The following is a 17,601-nucleotide window of genomic DNA, read 5'->3' as shown; positions in this document are numbered from 1 at the left end:
TGTTATAAAAATAGACAAACCAAAGTACAATGACACCTCTAATAAAACCTAAGACGACACTGCAATGGTTGTTGGGGTTAAGTTTGGGCTGGACGAGTTTATCCGCACAAACGACTTTGCCCTTAACCGACGTGTCGGCTTTTAAAAATCCTTCCAAAACCTGGGCTATCGTTGGGAATGTAAGTGGTTCCCCCAAAGAGACTTCTCTGAAAACCCAAAAAGGCACGGGCGTATTGGTGGCCATGCCCGGAAAACAGGCTGGAGCCGCCGATCAACTGGTTACTCAACTGGAACACGGCGATGTAAAAGTATCGCTCGATTTTATGCTTCCTCAAGGTTCTAATTCGGGTATTTACCTGATGGGACGTTATGAAATCCAGTTATTCGATAGCTGGGGCGTGCAAAGACCCAAGCCTTCCGACTGTGGAGGTATCTACGAACGTTGGGATGAAAATCGCAAGCCACAAGGATACGAAGGCCATGCTCCCCGACAGAATGCAGCGAAAGCCCCCGGCCTCTGGCAACATCTGGACATTGAATTTGAAGCTCCGAAATTTGATGCTTCGGGTAAGAAAACGGCCAATGCCCGTTTTGTGAAAGTAGTACTGAACGGAACTACTATTCACGAAAATATTCAGTTATCGGGCCCTACGCGTGGTCCTCTTTTGGCTGAAGAAAAAGCCCGAGGTCCGCTGGTTTTTCAGGGCGATCATGGAGCAGTAGCTTTTCGTAATATTTCCATTGAAACACTTGATAAAGCTCCGGTGAAACTGGGGCCCGTGCAGTATGCTTTTTATACGGGTAGGTTTAATACCATTCCTAAACTGGATACCCTAAAAGCAAAGCCTGTTCGGACGGGAACGGTCGAGAAACTCAGCAGTACGCTGGCCGATGGGAGGTCAGATTTTCTAATCGTCTTCAATGGGACGTTACAAGTTCCCGAAACCGATCAGTACGAATTCATCCTACAATGGATGGAAATGGGTCAGTTGATAATTGACGGAAAAACGATTTTCGATGGAATGCTTTCCTTTGATAAGCCCCGTACAATTTCTGTCCCCTTAACCGCTGGCGAACATAAATTTACACTGCTGCATTCTAAAACGATGTCCTGGTTACCCAAGGTAATTGGTATCTACGTACAACGCAAAGGGGCTCATCGTCAGGAGTTACATGGCTTTGGCTCCGTGCCCGATACTGATCCGGTACCGGTTATCGCCGTTACACCCAAAGATCAGGTGGAGCAGATTCGCTCCTTTGTCTATGAGCCGGGTTATAACGAAGGCGATGGTCATAAAAAACTACGGGTATTACACATCGGTGATCCACAGGGCATTCATTACAGCTATGATTTGGATCAGGCTACGGTATTAACAAGCTGGCGGGGTGATTTCATAAACATGAGCGACGCTTGGCACGAACGCGGCGAAGCCCAAACGAGCGAAGCTTTAGGAGCCGCCCTATTATCCCTCTGGGGGACAGCTCCTGTGGGTACCACCGGCTCAACCACACCTGATTCTACCGCTGGATTGACCTATAAAGGTTACTTGCTGGACAATTTGGGACATCCTACCTTCCAGTATCAACTATCAGGTAGTGAGTTTATGGATTCCATTCTACCCTATGAAAATGGTCGCGGCTTAAGCCGGACAGTTTCGCTGAAAAATGGAAACAACCTCGAATACCGACTGGCTAAGGGTAAGTCTATTACCTTGTTACAGAAAGGGTTATACCTCGTGGACGGACAGTATTATGTGCAAACTCCGGCTAAAGCTCAGGTAGTAACTAATAACGGCGGGCAAGAACTGCGAGTATCAAACAGCCCTTCAGTTAGCTACGATGTCATTTGGTAAATGCTTCCAGGTCAGAGCAAAAGATCCCGCAGGTTTACCTCTATCAAACAATACGATGAAGAAAATTTTTCGATCCTTAACGATAGCTTTTTCGCTGGCGGCAACGGGCCTATGGGCTCAAACGCCAGCGACCGAAAATGATTATTACCAGTTACGAACGCTACCCATTCCGCAGGATGCCATTCTGGAAGTAGGGGGAATGACCGTATTACCCGATGGCCGTCTGGCGGTTTGTACGCGTCGGGGTGAAATCTGGTTGATTGAGAACCCGTATCAGCAGCAGGGAACGGCTCCGTACTTCAAACGTTTCGCTCAGGGTTTGCACGAACCTCTGGGACTAACCTTCCGCAATGGTTCGTTTTATACCTCCAACCGGGGGGAGTTAACCAAGATTACGGACGAAGACGGCGACGGTCGGGCGGATCATTACGAAGCCGTGACGCAGTTACCCATCGTCGGTAATTACCACGAATACAGTTATGGCCCGCTGTTTGATCCTAACGGCGACATGCTCGTGACGCTGAACGTGGGTTGGGTGGGTTACGGAGCCAGCCTTACCAAATGGCGGGGCTGGTTGGTGAAAGTGTCTCCTGATGGAAAAATTGAACCCATTTCAGCCGGGTTACGCTCCCCGTCGAGTTACATGTATAATTCGTCAGGAGATCTGTTTTATTCCGAAAACCAGGGTGACTGGGTCGCTTCAGGCAAAGTTTCCCAACTGAAAAAAGGCAGTTTTAACGGTCACGGCGAAAGTCTGAAATGGACGAGTGACCCGGCTTCACCACTGAAACTAACCAAGGAGCAGTTACCCGATACGGGCGAACCCGTGGCGACGGCGGGGGAGAAGATTCCGCATTACCAGTATCCGGCCTGCTGGTTTCCGCACGTGTTGATGGGCATTTCCACTTCCGATATTATTGAAGACACAAAGGGTAACCTCGGCCCTCATTTCAAAGGCCAATACTTCGTCGGCGATCAGGGACATTCCAAAGTGATGCGGATGTACCTGGAAAAAGTAGACGGGGAGTATCAGGGAGCCTGTTTCCCTTTCCGTGAAGGCTGGGCCTCAGGGTTACTGCGTTTGCAATGGGGATTAGATGGTTCGTTAATTGGCGGCATGACCAGTCGCGGCTGGTCTTCAACGGGTAAAGCTCCGTACGCAATCCAGCGGTTAATCTGGTCGGGAAAAACGCCTTTTGAAATGCAGGAGATCCATTCCAAACCCGATGGTTTTGAGATTGTGTTTACCAAACCCGTTGATCCTGAAACGGCGGCTAATCCGGCGAACTACAAAATTTCGAGCTTTACGTACAAGTACCATCACCTCTACGGAAGCCCCATTATCAATGCGGAAGAAAGCAAAATCAAAGGCATTAAGGTAGCAGCCGATGGGCTTTCGGCCCGAGTGGTGCTGGAAGGAGCTTTCCGTAAACATTATATCTACGAAATCAAACCCGAAGGCGTCAAGTCAGCCGATCAGGAGTCGGTTCTGCATCCGGTAGGCTATTATACGCTGAATGCAGTAGCTAAGGGGGATTTGGTAACGGCTTCTCAATTTACGCCTTTCAAGGCTACGGCTGCGGTGCATCATCACGAAATGGCTGAAGCAAAAGCTGAAACTACGAAACCTGGAAAAACGGCAACGAAAGCCAGTTCAGCCAAGCGGGTAACAGAAATGCCTGCCAGTTGGTCCGCTCCCGATCAGGTCATTACGGTGGGAACCAAACCCGGATTGAAATTTGATGTTTCTGAAGTACAGGTACAGGCCGGAGCGAAGATCAAGTTTATCTTCAATAACAACGATGACATGACGCATAACTGCGTAATCGTAGCTCCCGGAGCGGTGGATGAAGTAGGAATGAAGGCTATCAACCTGGGCTTGAAAGGGCCTGATTTACAGTATGTGCCCGCTTCACCCAAAGTGTTGTTTCACACAAACTTACTACAACCCGAATCCACGGAAACGATTTACTTTACGGCCCCGTCACAGCCCGGCGATTACACCTTCGTGTGTACCTATCCCGGTCACCACACGGTTATGCAGGGTAAACTGAAAGTAGTTAAGTAAAGGCTTGTTCATACGAAGGTCATTAACGAAAAAGAGGAAGCGAAATCGTTCGCTTCCTCTTTTTCATTCCTGCTCTTCCAGGGTAATATTTTTGGTAATTTTATAGACTCGTCTTTTTCGGTAAGGGGTTTCTTCTTCACCCATCAGCCGGCCCCAGGGTTTAAGCTCTTCCACCCGGTCGAAGATGATTTTCATAATCGCCAGATACGGAATGCAGAGGAACATACCGGAAATCCCCCAAAGCATTTCGCCGATGATGATGCCTAAAAAGGCAATGAGCGGATTGATTTTTACTTTGGAACCTACCACCAGCGGCATAATGATATTTCCATCCACGGCATGCACGGCGATGTAAACAATCAGCACGAGTACTACTTTCCCCAAACCAGCAGTGGCGAAGGTAATGAGCGTACTTAATAACAAAGCGGTGAAAATACCCAGGTAAGGAACCACATTGAAGACGCCCGTAATCACGCCCAGGAGTACCGCATATTTAACGCCGAGAAGCGATAAAACAGTAATGAAAAGGGCCGTGACAATCACCATTTGAATGAAAAGCCCGGAGATGTATTTTTTGATAATCGACTGAACCTGAGAAGAAATGTCAATGACTTTCGCTTCGTGTTTTTCGTCAAAAACTGAGGTTAAGAACGTGAACAGGATGCGACGGTAATTGAGTAAAAAGAAAGTGAAAAGCAGCGTAAAACCCAGAAAAAGTAAAGTAGAAGAAAGCGTAGCCAACGTTGTAGCGACGACTACCGCACTGGTAGATAAAGCCTTTTCTGCACTTTCATTTAAGTATGTTAATTGTTTCTTAGAGTCAACATTAAACGTGGTGGTAATCCAGTCCTGTAAGTTATGAATGGAAAGGGCTACCTGCTTTTCCAGCAAGGGCCAGTCCGCCCACAAAGCACTGAGTTGATTACCAATGAAATACATAATTCCCGATACTACGATAATCATGAGCACCACGCAGATAATGGTACTCATGCTGCGTTTCAACCTCAGTCGATGTTCGAGAAAATTGGCGGCTGGCAAGAGCACCAAGGCCATTAAAAATGAAAAGAGCAGAGGTGCCAGCAGCGAATGCCCCAGAATAGCCAGGTATCCTAAACTGATGAGTACTACCAGCACGAAGGCTAATTTCTGGATGAAAGGCAATTGGGTAGTTTTCATGGGGTGTTGATTTGAGGTAAGTACTCGATCAGGTGGATTTTTGTTCGAGATTAGGGAGAAAATAAATGGATTTTAATTTAAGCTACCCGTTAAGAAGAAATCGGGGTAGCAAAAAATCCTTTTTCAGTAAACTATGTATATTTAAACGGCTACTGTTGAGCCCCTTTGTAAGCCCTTTCTGTAAAAATGTATGAAACTTTTCTATTCACTTACGTATTTAGTAGCCATGGCAGGTCTATATTCCTGCACCTCTCAGTCAACCAAAGAATTAAGTAACGTGCCTACTCAAAACGACTTTCCTAAACCGCCCATAGCCCTTAAAAAGCCTGAAACCTTTACCGAACACGGATATACCCGGGTAGATGATTTCTTTTGGCTGAAAGACAAGAAAAATCCAGAAGTTCTTCAGTATCTGAAAGCTGAAAATGCGTATGCTGATGCGGTAATGGCGACTACGAAGCCTCTTCAGGAAGAGCTCTACAAAGAAATGCGGAGCCGTATTAAAGAAGATGATCAGTCGGTTCCCGTGTTTTCGAATGGATATTATTACTATTCCCGTACCGAAACGGGGAAGCAATACGGTATTCAGTGCCGTAAAAAAGAAAGCTTATCGAATCCAGAAGAAGTGATTCTGGATGGTAACCAGCTTGCCGAAGGTCACGAAGCTTTTATCCTGTCTGGTATGCAGGTGAGCGAAAATCAGAACTTATTGGCTTATCAAAGTAATACTACGGGTTCTTACGCTGAGTTTACGTTGAAAGTAAAGGACTTACAGACGGGCCAGGTATTACCCGACGAAATTGAAGACATCAGCGGATTTGTCTGGGGAACGGATAACCAGACGCTTTATTACATTACTTATGACGAGGCTCTGCGTCCGTATCGATTGTATCGCCATACGCTGGGTTCGAAAACGAAAGATGTTTTAGTATACGAAGAGAAAAACCCTTTATTCACGCTGAGTATCAGTCGGTCGAAATCTAAAGAGTTTATTATACTCTATTCCGGCAGCTTCACGACTTCGGAGGTTCAGCTATTACCTACCTCAGATCCGAACGGGACGTTTGAGGTGTTTCTGCCTCGTCAGCAGGATGTGATGTATGGAGTGGACGTTCACCCGCAGCATTTTTACCTGACCTATAAGGACAAACAGAACCTGAACCAGAAAATCTACGAGCTGCCCCGAACGGGTTATCAGGATCGGAAAAGCTGGAAGGAAATTGTTCCCCATGATCCGAAAGTAAAGATTGAGGATACTGACGTTTACGAGAAATACCTGGTCATTGAGGTGCGTAATAACGGCTTGCTGGAAATGCGGGTGCGTGACCTGGCCTCAGGAGCAACCAAGGCTATTAACTTTCCTGAACCGGTGTATTCAGCGTATGCCTCTGGCTTACCCGATTTCAAATCAACGAAATTCCGATATGGATATACTTCGCTGAATCGGCCCATGAGTATTTTTGAATATGACATGGAAAGCGGAAAAAGCACTAAGCTCAAGGAAAAAGAAGTTCCTGGCGGCTTTAACCCCGATGCCTACGAAGTAAAGCGTCTTTGGGCGAAAGCAAAAGATGGGGTGAAAATTCCAATGGCAGTAGTCTATAAGAAAGGCCTCGAACTGGACGGTAAAAATCCGGCTCTGATGACGGGTTATGGTTCGTACGGCATGTCTTCCGATGCGTATTTCGATAGTGATGTATTTAGTCTGGTTGATCGGGGTTTTGTCTACGTCATTGCCCAGATTCGGGGCGGTAGTGATTTAGGGGAGCAGTGGTACGAAGACGGAAAGTTACAGAAGAAGATGAATTCATTCACAGACTTCATCGCCTGTGCTGAATACCTGATTCAGGAGAAATATACTGCTGCGGATCGCTTTGCCATTCAGGGGGGCAGTGCCGGTGGTTTGTTAATGGGAGCGGTTGTCAATATGCGACCTGAGTTGTTTAAGGTCGTCATTGCCGAAGTACCTTTTGTAGATGTGATTAATACCATGCTGGACACGAGCTTGCCTTTAACCACGCAGGAATACGAGCAGTGGGGCAATCCTACAGTAAAGGCTGATTATGACTACATCCGTAAGTATTCGCCTTATGATAATCTAAAGGCTCAAAAGTATCCCAATATTCTGGCGACGGGTGGTCTGAACGACTCTCAGGTAGGTTTCCACGAACCCGCCAAATTTGTAGCCAAACTACGGACCCTGAAAGCGGACGATAATATTACCTTACTAAAAACCAACATGGGCTCAGGTCACGGCGGGGCGACGGGCCGCTTTGATTACTTGAAAGAAGTAGCCTTCCAATACGCATTCATCATAAACCGAATTGGCTTGTAACTAATTTGTTTAGAGTTTGGTGTTTAGGGTTTTGAGTTATCTAATTACACATCTTGCTTCCGAGCATACAAATTATCAGATAATTTTAACCCTAAACACCAAACCCTAAACCCCCAACCCATTATGCGAAACTTCTTCCTCCTTATCTGCCTGATTTGTTCTTTTCAGAGTTTTGGTCAATCTGGTGAAAAGTCCTTGTTGTACGAAATTTCCGGCAAAGGGCTAACGCATCCTTCATACATCTACGGTACTTTTCATTTACTGTGTCAGCAGGATTTGAAATTGAGTCCTGTTACACTGGAAAAAGTAAAAAATAGCGATCAGGTTTATCTGGAACTGGATATGGACGATCCGAAGGAAATGATGTCCATGATGAACAAAATGTACATGAAAGATCAGGGACTGAAGGATCTGGTTTCTACTTCGGACTATGAATATCTGAATGGCTTCTTATAAAGATTCGCTGAAAATGAATCTGGAATCGATGCAGAAAATGAAGCCTTTTGTCATAATGTCGATGATGTATCCCAAAATGCTGGGCTGTACACCCGGTTCGCCAGAGCTATTGTTTGTTCAACAGGCTACAACTGCAAAAAAGCCCGTTTTAGGACTTGAAACGGCTGACTACCAGTTTTCGATTCTTACCAAGCCCGGTGATAAAAAAGCCGCTGAGCAACTGGTTGAATTCGTGAAAGATTTCCAGAAGTCAAAGAAAGAGTTTAATGAATTACTGGCTTTGTATAGAAGTCAGGATGTTGAGGCTCTATACCTGGCGACTCAAAAAGACGAGCAATTTAAAGATCAGATGGAAGATTTGCTCTGGAACCGGAATGCCAACTGGGTTCCCATCATTACTAAAGCTATTCAGGAAAAGCCCAGCTTTTTCGCCGTCGGAGCAGGGCATTTGGGGGGCGACAAAGGAGTAATTGCTTTGCTGAAAAAGCAAGGGTATAAGGTTAAAGCGGTGAAATAGTTTGACTAGCGTTTGATTACGTTGGAAGAGGTTTGATGGTTCTCCCACAGTCGCTCGGCTCTGGCCGAGTGACTGCGGGGGTGGATATGAAGCGTTAGACGAATGATGCCAGCGAAAAAGCTGGCATCGGTTGAGCTGAAGTATTTGGGGGTGGCCTCTCCTCCTGTCATTCAGAGCGAAGCGTAGGATTGAGTAACCCTTTCTGGCTGCAAGTTAATCTCCCGCAGTCGCTCGGCTCTGGCCGAGTAACTACCTGGCTCTAGGCCTCTGCTGGTATGATTCAAGCCCGTATCAAGTTGCAAAACACGTTTACCGACCCAAAACAAGCTTGCTAACCTGGGCCAGAGCCAAGCGGCTGCGAGGGAACCTATGATGTAGTGAACGTAATTTAACCCTAAATTTTGATTTTGAATTGTAGAGACGCGACTTCATCGCGTCTGGCCGGGAAATAGAAAAGAGCCCCACCGTGGTTGGTGAGACACTAACCACGGCACCGCTCTTTCGGATTTGCAATCCGAAAGCCTTCTGTCAGGGATTTGTAATCCCAATCAGCAACGATAACTGCCGCGTAACCAGACGCGATGAAAAGGCAGGTTCCACCTGCTGTTATCCCAAGCCTGTTAGTTCTAGGAAAGCGAAGGAACGCATTCAGGTCTTCGATTCTAAATGTTAGACAGCTTTTTAAGTTTTCGGGAAGTTTTTTATTGATCAAACTTCAAACCGAATCAAACCCTTCAAACTATAGACTAATGTTGTTCAATCTACCTGGCGGTTCGGAAGTAATCGGTTCGGTCGGGGGCTTCGATTCTAAAATCGGGCATTTGTAGGGTGGCTTCTCCGCTGCCCTGCGTACGGAAAGGCATGGTATTCCCGGGAATATTGGGATAATAACCCAGTCGAATCTGAAAGGTATTGAAGTTCAGGTTTTCGTTTCTGAAACGAATGCCCACCCCATACCCCTGATACATGTGCTGAAACAGGTTTTTGTTCGAAAAAGAAAGAAAACCCAGATCGGCGTACGTGTAGATTGCGGTTCGGAAGCCCATAATCTGCAAGGGAGAGAAAAATACACTCTGGAGGTTAATCACCAGTCGTTTATTGCCCCGTAAGAAGTTACTGCGAATGCCCCGTAAGCCCTCTTCGTTATTGAGCGTCAGGTATTCATAGGCAAAGCGGTTAACACCACCGGTGTATTTAACGGTGATGAAATGTCTAAAATGCGACCGCTTAACCGCCATAAGCGGGCTAAAGTAATTGCCTTCAATGTGAAAAGTGCCTTGCTGAGGTTCTCCATCTTGCATGTAACCACCGATAGACCCTAACCCATACACGTAGCCACCCTTTTTGTCATTGATGTAGGTGCCATGAGCCAGTCGTAGGGCCGAGTACGTTCGCAGCCCAAGGTCTGACTTCTCCTTACCCCAGGTCCAGGAAGCCAGAAATCCGATGGGAACGTCTTCGGTGCGACCGAAACCGTAGATCAATACGTCCCTTTGGTAATTTCGGTTAGAGTAACCTACACTGCCCAGGTATTGTCGGGACGTTGGAAAGAGAGGAGCCGCCTCTTCGGGAAGGTTATCCCGATTGATGTAACTATAACCGCTGGTGCGAAGAGCCACAATTAAACGTGAACGACGATCCAGTTTACGATCCCGGAACCCCAGCCGGAATGCTCGCCCCAGCCAGGCATCCTGATACCAGTAACGCAGAGTAGAACGAACCGTAGTATCAGAATTCGGGTCAATGAAAACAAATTTATTTTCTACCAGATAGGTGGCTTCAAAGGCTCCGGCGTACTGAATTTCGGGACGAATGAAGTCCTTCTCAATACGTCCGCCAAACCGCTTACGATCCCGAAAATCTTCGGCATAAAACTGTGTTGTCGTCAGCGAGCGACCAATGTAGGGCAGGGTATAACGGGAGAAAAATTCAAAGGGCTGGTAAGGAGCAGTGGCATTATAGCTAATGCCCGTTTTCCAGGCGTGAGCCATGCCTTGCACGTTTTTTTGTTCGACTGCAAAACTAAAGTTATTAAAGCCACCCGCACTGCCATCAGGAATCAGCGACCAGACATCTTGTGTAATTACCAGCACATCCACCAGGTCGCGACTACCCGGTACCGGAATCAGGAAAATACGAGCATCGTGAAAGATCGGCGTTTGCCGCATGATCCGTTCGTTATCCTTTAGTACATCGGGGTTCACTTCGTCGCCCGATTTAAAAAAGAGTAGCGATTTGGCAATGGTGCTTTCGCGAGTATCGTGGTGAAGTCGGTTGCCCAGTTTTTCTATCCAGCCCTGAGCAACACGAGTAGTATCGTAAACGGTAGGGCCGAACACTTCCAGCCGTTTGATAGAGATATTACGGATGTGTTTACCATCGTGAACCTTAAAGGGATTGTCTTCAATTTTAGATACACTCTGGCTCTGGGCATTTGTATTGTAAGGGTATCGAAACAGTAAATCATAAATGCCGCTGGTCCACTTCCGTTTTCGCATGGATTGGCGAAGGTTGGTGTAACGAATACTGTCTCGTTCGGCTGGGGTTAATATTTTGATGGAATCTGCAACGGTTTTCTTAGGTTCCTGAGCCAGACACGTATATGGCAATGCCATACATCCGATCAGGAATAGAAAGAAAGAAAAGATGCGTCCCGAAGCGATCAACTGTCACAAATATTTAACCATCCAAAAGTCACGTTGGCGACCAAATCCAAAGAGAAAATAGTGCCAGCCAAAACGTTCAAAGCCCATTTCTGCGTAAAAATTCAGGGCCTGTTCGTTTTTCTCCCAAACGCTTACAAAAACCGCCTGAAATTTATCCTCTCGAGCTTGCTGTAAAGCCAGTTCCAGTAACTGCTTTTCAAGATCGGCCCCTTTGTTTTTTTCGTAGACGTAGAGTCGCTGAAGCTCAACGGCCCTGAATCCTTTGAGGTTACGGGGCTTTTCGGTTTTACGATTCAGCTTGGCATACCCTACGGCCTTTTCCCCGTCCAGAGCAATCCAGAAGGGATGGTTTTTAGTGTCTGCCAACTCCGATTGTACGCTTAATTTATGAAAATATTGGGTGATATATGCTTCCGTATCGGCTGAATTTTCGTGCTCGGCGAAAGCTTCTCTCAAGGTTTCCGTGGCAAGTTTTGCGATAATCTTTGCATCTTCTTTGGTGCCCGGACGAACCTGAACCGGTACTTTTGCGGTGTCGCTCATATCAAAAAAAGTTAGATCGTATCAACCGATCTGATCAGGGGGTTGTTTTAAATTCAGTGAAAACCTTTGGGTATAGCTGATCCAACAACCCCGGTCAATGAAATTCTAAACTATGCTTTTGCTCACTCAACCCTTAATTCTGGGTTCTAACTCTCCGCGTCGGCAGCAAATTCTGCGGGATGCAGGTTTTTCTTTTCAGGTACAGGTATTACCTACGGAAGAAGATTTCCCCGAAGATATGCCTAGTCAGGAAGTGCCTGTGTTTTTAGCCCGAAAAAAAGCAGAAGCATTTCGGCCTGTGTTAGAAAATAACCTGGTGTTAACAGCAGATACAGTTGTTCGAATCAACGAAAAAATATTAAATAAACCTACTGATCCAGCCGATGCCCGGCGAATGTTAAAGCTGCTTTCGGGTCATACTCACGAAGTAACTACGGGTGTATGCCTGATGAGTGCGGAACAGACCTTAAGCTTTGCCGACACAGCCCGCGTCCATTTTCGGGAATTAACGGATTGGGAGATTGATTATTACCTCGAAGCCTGCCGCCCTTTCGATAAAGCCGGAGCCTATGGCGTGCAGGATTTTATCGGTATGGTCGGTATTGATTGGCTGGAGGGATCTTATTTTACCGTGATGGGCTTACCCATCCACCGGGTTTATGAAGCTTTGAGTGCTAAAATCAGACGTTAAAAAACCAGGTAAGTTTTGCCGCCCAACGCTCGCATCTGGCGGGTAATAGCATTGGTGCGGCGGATTACATAACCGGAAGGGTTGGTAACTGAAAAGCGGTTGGGGCTGGGTAATACGGCGGCAATGCGGGCGGCTTCACTGCGGCTGAGCTGAGCGGCCGTTTTTCCATAAAACCGCTGGGCAGCAGCTTCTACGCCAAAAGTCATGGGACCCGTTTCGGCTACGTTGAGGTAGACTTCCAGAATTCGCTGTTTTCCCCAGATGACTTCGATTAACAAAGTAAACCAGGCTTCCATGATTTTTCGGAAGTAACTGCGGCCCTGCCAGAGAAACACGTTTTTAGCTACCTGCTGGCTGATGGTACTGGCTCCTTTGATACGTCGGCCTTTCAAATTACCCTTGAAGGCATTCCCCATCATTTCAAAATCAAAGCCAAAATGCTGGGGAAAACGCTGGTCTTCTGAGGCAATGACGGCCAGGGCCATTTCGGGCGAAATCTCATCGTAGGAAGTCCAGTCGTAATGGATGGTGCCGCCATTACTGATTTTCCGATCAAGCATCGTCCAGGTAAAGGGGATGGGTACAAACCGGAAAATCAGTGTCCCACCGATGGAAATCAGCAGAAAATAGAAAAGGATTTTGCCAAAAAAACGAAGAACCTGCTGAGGCCAGGAACGGTAGGTATTCGTTGGTTTGGGAGCGGGCATAGAGAACGTTGAGTAGTGGTCAGCTCTGCGTCTGAATAGGGTTTCTTCGGCAGTCAGCCGGGACGAGAGTACAGCAAAAATACACGCTGGCGGCAATTTTGACGAACGTACCCCTAAAAAACCCTAAACCCAGAATAACTCCTCGGCTACGCGATCGGCAAATAATTTGCCCGCTTCGGTTAAGTAAATCATGGATTCTTCTTCCCGAATCCAGCCTTTGGCTTTTAACTCAGGTAATACGGTTTCCATGAAGCTAAAACCTGCTGAAGAAAGTTCACGCATCCGTTTCAGACTCGTTCCCCAGTGGGTGCGGAGGCTGGTTAACACGTATTCGTTAATCAAATCCTGTTCACTAAGCTCTTCGATCTCAGCGGGAATCTGTTCCTGTTGAATAGCAGAGACGTACTGCGTGTTGTGCGAAAGATTGTACTGTCGGCTCTGCTGTCCATCGTAACTATGAGCCGACGGCCCAATGCCTAAGTAAGGGTGCTGAAGCCAGTAACTGCTATTATGCTGGCTATGACGGCCAGGACGGGCAAAGTTGGAAATTTCATATTGCTCATAGCCGTGTTTGCGTAAGGTTTCCAGCAAAATTTGAAACTGCTCCGCCGCGAACGAATCGTCAATGGGGGCAATACGTTTGCTTTTTAGCCATTTACCAAAAACGGTTTGCGGTTCGATGGTCAAGCAATACGCCGAAATATGGGGCACGTTTAAGTCCATAGCCTTGGCCAGATCACTTCGCCAGATGGCGTGCGGATCGGCTTCGCTGGATGGAATGGCGTAAATTAAGTCGATAGTAATGTTTTCAAACCCCACGTCCTGGGCCATACGCACGCAGTGCTGAGCCTCTTCTGCCGAATGAATGCGATGCAGATGCTTCAAATGGGGTTCGTGAAAAGATTGAATGCCAATGCTTAATCGATTAATCCCCACCCGTTTGAATATCCTTAGCTTTTCCAGTGAAAGATCATCAGGATTGGCTTCCAAGGTAATTTCAGCGGCTGGGTTAACCGAAAACTGCTCGTGGATGGTGCGAAAGATTTGCTGAAAATCAGCTTCTTCCAGAAGTGATGGAGTACCGCCGCCAAAGTAAATGGTGTCGAGTTGAGGGCTGGGTAGGTAATTCCTCCGCAAAACAATTTCCCGGCTAATGGCTTCCACCATGTCAGTTCGTCCGTTCAGAGACGTACTGAAATGAAAGTCACAATAATAACAAGCCTGCCGGCAAAAGGGAATGTGGAGGTATAAATGCATGAGAGTTTTGGGTTTTGAGTTTTGGGTTTTGAGTTAGGCAAATGATAGAAACTCAAAACCCAAAACTTACAAACTCAAAACTCACTTGGTTGCAACGTAAAAAAAGTCGAAACAATTCTCGGCGTCGTTGTTTAGGAAGTAATCTTTGTAGGTAATGTCAGAAACGAGGGTATTATCAGACTTCTGAATGAGATTTCGGCTTAGTCGATTGGCAATGTCGTAAGGAACCTGTAACCAGCGACGGGGCAGGCGATGCTGAAGATCGAAAATATCGAAACGCGTAATCTTCTGAACGGACTTTTTATTCTGCTCGTAGTAACTCCAGACTTTTTCATTGCCATGAATACCCTTGGTATCAATGGTGGGGAAGTACTTCAGGATTAGATTTTTTAACTCCGTAGCCGAGTATTCACGAACGTGCCAGGGGTTCACTGACAGGGAATATTTCCGGTTAACCGTGGTCAGAATCAGTTTTCCTCCGGGCTTCAGAACCCGATAGGCTTCACGGATAAAAAAGTCGTCATCTTCGATGTGTTCGATTACCTGAAAAGTAACGATGTAATCGAAATGATTATCGGGAAGATTCTTCAGTGGTGGCAGAAACATATCAATGAACTGAAAAGCCGGATATTGCTGACTTAACTTGTTCATCAAAGGCTCGTTTTTATCCACGCCCGTGTAATGCTGAACCGAAGGAGCCAGTACTGCCACGCCGCGGCCCGTACCGCAACCGATTTCCAAAAGATTTCCACTCACCAGCCCGGCGGCTTCAATGTAGGGGAATAACAAACGTTGGTGAATGGGGTTATCTGAGGCAATTTCAGAAGACGCAATCTCAGTGGTTTTGTACATGGTATCAGTAAAACGGACGAGTAACGTATCTGGATAGAAACGAATTCCGCTTAAAATTTCGTGATTCAGGATTCAAAAATACCACCTTCCCGTCAAAACCGGAAAATTTCTGAGCGATTGAAAGTGAGAAGTAGCCATTTTTTCGTTATAGCTTTCAGACAAGCCCCTCATTTTCGGGGTGATCTTAAGAAAATAACGCATCTTTGTACCATTCGTCCATGAATTCATGAAACACCTGATTTACCTAAGCTCCATCTTGATCGTATTGGCTGGCTGCAAGTCGTCGTCCGTCAAGACCCAATCGCGTACGGCAGTGCCCGGGGGAAGCTCCGTAAACCGTTCGTCTGATGCATTTTTGTTTTCAGTACGAAGCCGTTTCCTGGATAATGGTTCTCAGATTCGTACGTACGTTCACATTCAGCCGGATCGCGAGTTATCAGCGGCTGAATTCGCTCAGGAATTTCGGGTTCGTTTTAAAGTATTGCCCGATTATAACAGTCGTCAGGAATTACAGTCCAACAAGCAACTTACCCTAGCCGAAGGTCAGAACTTCACCCGAAAGAAAAATGCTGAAGGATCTTACTTCACCGTCTGGTTTGATGTTCCCAAGCCGGAAGGGCAGGTTTATACGGGTGTTGTAATGACGGAAATTACCGATGCCAAGGGAGGCATGTCCACGCACGATACCTTCGTTCGGTTCCGTTCGGGAAAAGTAGGCGATTATTATGCCCTTTTTGACGCTCAAGGAAAAACGCCCTTACTGGAAAATTTCGTTCGCCAGGGCGATACGGTTCAGCTCGCCAGTTTGAATAAAATCGATACAAGTTTTTATATCTTTCATTACAACTTCGATTTTGACGTCGCCCTGCCGCCCATGGCTACACTGAGGCCTCAGCCTAAGCGACTTTTTGTAGATTCTTCCGCTCGGATTGCCACGAATAAAACCTTCCGCATCAATCAGGAAGGGTTGCATTACATCGTTCGGGACACGACGGATACCTATGGAATTGGCATTATTGGCGTGGCCGATCGATATCCTCGGTATACCTATCCTCAGCAACTGGCCCGTCCGTTGGTTTACATGAGTACCAATCAGGAAATCAATGACTTACGGAATGGACCTGAGGCTAAACGTTCGCTGGATCGGTATTGGCTGGCGGTTTCCAACGGAAATCAGCAAACAGCTAAACGGACCATCGCCTCATTTTACCGACGTGTAGAACGGGCCAATGCTCTGTTTACGTCTTACAAGGAAGGTTGGAAAACCGACCGGGGAATGGTCTATATTATCATGGGGACACCCAATCGTGTTAATCGCAGTAAAGACCGCGAAGTGTGGGTGTACACCAAAAGAAATTCACAATTTTCAGAAATAAATTTTACGTTCAATAAACGGAACAACCAGTTTGTGGAAGACCACTATGAACTTTCAAGATTCGTAGAATTCCAGCCGATCTGGTATCCGGCCGTCGAAGCATGGAGAAACGGGGAAATCGAGTAGAGGGTGATGAGCCCAGAGCAAGGGTAGAGGGTGGCGAACATCGCGAGAAAAAGCCTTTTTATGCCCGGCCCAGACCAAGGCCACAGGGCGAGGCAAAGTCAGAGTTTATATTTGGTATTCAGCCCGTACTGGAGGCAATCCGGGCGGGAAAGGAAATTGATAAGCTTTTAGTTCAGCGAGAGCTGGGTAACGTAGAAGTGCTGGAGTTTGCTCGTTTGAGAAACATTCCTACGCAGAAAGTTCCCAAGCAAAAGCTGGATCAGATTACCCGTAAGAACCACCAGGGGGTTATTGCCTTTATCTCAGCGATTCATTACGCCAAGCTGGAAAATGTCGTTGCTGATATTTTTGAGCAGGGTAAAACGCCCTTACTACTGGTGCTGGATCGGGTCACGGACGTTCGAAATTTCGGAGCTATTGCCCGTACGGCTGAATGTGCCGGAGTTCAGGCTTTAGTCATTCCCGCTAAAGGGGGAGCTCAAATTAACTCTGATGCGATGAAAACGTCGTCAGGAGCTCTGAACTTCTTACCCGTCTGCCGGGAAAACGATTTACTGGAAACGGTTCGTTTCCTGCAAAATTCGGGTATTCAGGTAGTCGCCTGTACAGAGAAGGTTTCCAAGACTTTGTACGAAGCCGATTTTTCGGTACCCACGGCAATTATCCTGGGGTCGGAGGAAGACGGCATCTCAGATCAGTTACTACGCACCGCTGATGAATTGGTAAGTATTCCAATGGCGGGGCGAGTGGCTTCGCTGAACGTATCGGTAGCGAATGGAATTATTCTGTACGAAGCCATCCGTCAGCGAATTTCATAAGATTTTCTTAAAATAACAGGAAGGCCATTCTACCAAGAATGGCCTTTTTTTACGCCTAACGGCAAAAACAGATGGCTTGAATTGACTGGAATCAGAAACTCGGAGTAGTTCAAGTCTGTTATTTTAATTAAAAATTAAGTATCTGAAAATCAGTTATTTGT

The 17,601-nt window shown here is 46.6% G+C and carries 15 protein-coding genes; 8 read left to right on the top strand and 7 right to left on the bottom strand.

Annotated features, from left to right (window positions below; all coding sequences use genetic code 11):
- The first annotated feature begins 29 nt into the window (after positions 1 to 29).
- Positions 30 to 1,853 carry a family 16 glycoside hydrolase gene (locus tag QE390_RS04005; protein WP_307141193.1) on the top strand — a complete coding sequence of 608 codons (1,824 nt, stop codon included), beginning with the start codon at positions 30 to 32 and terminating at the stop codon, positions 1,851 to 1,853.
- Between the two features lie 55 nt (positions 1,854 to 1,908).
- Positions 1,909 to 3,921, top strand: a complete 2,013-nt coding sequence (locus tag QE390_RS04000; protein WP_307141192.1) for a plastocyanin/azurin family copper-binding protein — start codon at positions 1,909 to 1,911, stop codon at positions 3,919 to 3,921.
- Positions 3,922 to 3,984: 63 nt separating this feature from the next.
- Here QE390_RS04000 and QE390_RS03995 read toward each other — a convergent pair whose 3' ends face one another.
- Positions 3,985 to 5,097, bottom strand: a complete 1,113-nt coding sequence (locus QE390_RS03995; protein ID WP_106637356.1) for an AI-2E family transporter — start codon at positions 5,095 to 5,097, stop codon at positions 3,985 to 3,987.
- A 190-nt stretch (positions 5,098 to 5,287) separates the two neighbouring features.
- Between QE390_RS03995 and QE390_RS03990 the strand changes: the two genes are divergently transcribed.
- The 3 genes from QE390_RS03990 to QE390_RS03980 all read left to right on the top strand — a co-directional run bounded on the left by QE390_RS03990 (position 5,288) and on the right by QE390_RS03980 (position 8,405).
- Complete coding sequence (locus QE390_RS03990; protein WP_307141191.1) at positions 5,288 to 7,432, top strand: S9 family peptidase; 2,145 nt, start codon at positions 5,288 to 5,290, stop codon at positions 7,430 to 7,432.
- Positions 7,433 to 7,555: 123 nt separating this feature from the next.
- Positions 7,556 to 7,888, top strand: coding sequence for a TraB/GumN family protein (locus QE390_RS03985; protein ID WP_307141190.1), 333 nt, complete (start codon positions 7,556 to 7,558; stop codon positions 7,886 to 7,888).
- Positions 7,875 to 8,405 (top strand): TraB/GumN family protein, encoded by a 531-nt coding sequence (locus tag QE390_RS03980; RefSeq protein ID WP_307141189.1) that lies wholly within the window; start codon positions 7,875 to 7,877, stop codon positions 8,403 to 8,405. Before QE390_RS03985 ends, QE390_RS03980 begins: the two co-directional genes overlap by 14 nt.
- 5 nt (positions 8,406 to 8,410) lie before the next feature.
- On the opposite strand, the gene QE390_RS03975 is transcribed toward QE390_RS03980, so the two are convergent.
- From QE390_RS03975 to QE390_RS03965, 3 genes are all read right to left on the bottom strand, one after another.
- Positions 8,411 to 8,575: a hypothetical protein gene (locus tag QE390_RS03975; protein WP_307141188.1), complete on the bottom strand. Its 165-nt coding sequence runs from the start codon at positions 8,573 to 8,575 to the stop codon at positions 8,411 to 8,413.
- A 591-nt stretch (positions 8,576 to 9,166) separates the two neighbouring features.
- Complete coding sequence (locus QE390_RS03970) at positions 9,167 to 11,020, bottom strand: hypothetical protein (RefSeq protein WP_307141187.1); 1,854 nt, start codon at positions 11,018 to 11,020, stop codon at positions 9,167 to 9,169.
- A 54-nt stretch (positions 11,021 to 11,074) separates the two neighbouring features.
- Entirely contained in the window at positions 11,075 to 11,614 is a 540-nt protein-coding gene (locus QE390_RS03965; protein WP_307141186.1) for a GNAT family N-acetyltransferase, read from the bottom strand.
- A 112-nt stretch (positions 11,615 to 11,726) separates the two neighbouring features.
- On the opposite strand from QE390_RS03965, the gene QE390_RS03960 reads away from it, so the two are divergent.
- Positions 11,727 to 12,305, top strand: coding sequence for a Maf family nucleotide pyrophosphatase (locus QE390_RS03960; protein WP_106637360.1), 579 nt, complete (start codon positions 11,727 to 11,729; stop codon positions 12,303 to 12,305).
- On the opposite strand, the gene mtgA is transcribed toward QE390_RS03960, so the two are convergent.
- The 3 genes from mtgA to QE390_RS03945 form a co-directional block, all read right to left on the bottom strand.
- A complete protein-coding gene (mtgA, locus tag QE390_RS03955) occupies positions 12,302 to 13,012 on the bottom strand; it encodes a monofunctional biosynthetic peptidoglycan transglycosylase (RefSeq protein WP_307141185.1) in 711 nt (236 codons plus the stop codon). The genes QE390_RS03960 and mtgA overlap by 4 nt on opposite strands.
- Positions 13,013 to 13,135: 123 nt before the next feature.
- Positions 13,136 to 14,269, bottom strand: coding sequence for a radical SAM family heme chaperone HemW (hemW, locus tag QE390_RS03950; RefSeq protein WP_307141184.1), 1,134 nt, complete (start codon positions 14,267 to 14,269; stop codon positions 13,136 to 13,138).
- A gap of 81 nt (positions 14,270 to 14,350) precedes the next feature.
- The gene (locus QE390_RS03945) at positions 14,351 to 15,121 is read right to left on the bottom strand and encodes a class I SAM-dependent methyltransferase (protein ID WP_106637363.1); all 771 of its coding nucleotides are present in this window, start codon (positions 15,119 to 15,121) and stop codon (positions 14,351 to 14,353) included.
- A 226-nt stretch (positions 15,122 to 15,347) separates the two neighbouring features.
- Between QE390_RS03945 and QE390_RS03940 the strand changes: the two genes are divergently transcribed.
- Together QE390_RS03940 and rlmB are read left to right on the top strand one after the other, a co-directional pair.
- On the top strand, positions 15,348 to 16,622 hold the full coding sequence (locus tag QE390_RS03940; protein WP_106637364.1) for a GWxTD domain-containing protein: 1,275 nt from the start codon (positions 15,348 to 15,350) through the stop codon (positions 16,620 to 16,622).
- On the top strand, positions 16,598 to 17,440 hold the full coding sequence (gene rlmB / locus QE390_RS03935; RefSeq protein WP_106637365.1) for a 23S rRNA (guanosine(2251)-2'-O)-methyltransferase RlmB: 843 nt from the start codon (positions 16,598 to 16,600) through the stop codon (positions 17,438 to 17,440). Before QE390_RS03940 ends, rlmB begins: the two co-directional genes overlap by 25 nt.
- Positions 17,441 to 17,601: the final 161 nt, after the last annotated feature.

This window comes from Siphonobacter sp. SORGH_AS_1065 (assembly GCF_030818595.1).
Classification (GTDB): Bacteria; Bacteroidota; Bacteroidia; order Cytophagales; family Spirosomataceae; genus Siphonobacter.
The sequence above is the reverse complement of the archived record's forward strand: the minus strand, read 5'-3'. Positions and strand labels throughout refer to the sequence as shown.

Bases quoted from the DNA above. Each gene is read 5' to 3' on its own strand.
- QE390_RS03940 (WP_106637364.1), top strand. From the start codon at position 15,348: ATGAAACACCTGATTTACCTAAGCTCCATCTTGATCGTATTGGCTGGC.
- rlmB (WP_106637365.1), top strand. From the start codon at position 16,598: ATGGAGAAACGGGGAAATCGAGTAGAGGGTGATGAGCCCAGAGCAAGG.
- hemW (WP_307141184.1), bottom strand. From the start codon at position 14,269: ATGCATTTATACCTCCACATTCCCTTTTGCCGGCAGGCTTGTTATTAT.
- QE390_RS03960 (WP_106637360.1), top strand. From the start codon at position 11,727: ATGCTTTTGCTCACTCAACCCTTAATTCTGGGTTCTAACTCTCCGCGT.
- QE390_RS04005 (WP_307141193.1), top strand. From the start codon at position 30: ATGACACCTCTAATAAAACCTAAGACGACACTGCAATGGTTGTTGGGG.
- QE390_RS03990 (WP_307141191.1), top strand. From the start codon at position 5,288: ATGAAACTTTTCTATTCACTTACGTATTTAGTAGCCATGGCAGGTCTA.
- QE390_RS03965 (WP_307141186.1), bottom strand. From the start codon at position 11,614: ATGAGCGACACCGCAAAAGTACCGGTTCAGGTTCGTCCGGGCACCAAA.
- QE390_RS03975 (WP_307141188.1), bottom strand. From the start codon at position 8,575: ATGACAGGAGGAGAGGCCACCCCCAAATACTTCAGCTCAACCGATGCC.
- QE390_RS03980 (WP_307141189.1), top strand. From the start codon at position 7,875: ATGGCTTCTTATAAAGATTCGCTGAAAATGAATCTGGAATCGATGCAG.
- QE390_RS03985 (WP_307141190.1), top strand. From the start codon at position 7,556: ATGCGAAACTTCTTCCTCCTTATCTGCCTGATTTGTTCTTTTCAGAGT.
- QE390_RS03945 (WP_106637363.1), bottom strand. From the start codon at position 15,121: ATGTACAAAACCACTGAGATTGCGTCTTCTGAAATTGCCTCAGATAAC.
- QE390_RS03970 (WP_307141187.1), bottom strand. From the start codon at position 11,020: ATGGCATTGCCATATACGTGTCTGGCTCAGGAACCTAAGAAAACCGTT.
- QE390_RS03995 (WP_106637356.1), bottom strand. From the start codon at position 5,097: ATGAAAACTACCCAATTGCCTTTCATCCAGAAATTAGCCTTCGTGCTG.
- QE390_RS04000 (WP_307141192.1), top strand. From the start codon at position 1,909: ATGAAGAAAATTTTTCGATCCTTAACGATAGCTTTTTCGCTGGCGGCA.
- mtgA (WP_307141185.1), bottom strand. From the start codon at position 13,012: ATGCCCGCTCCCAAACCAACGAATACCTACCGTTCCTGGCCTCAGCAG.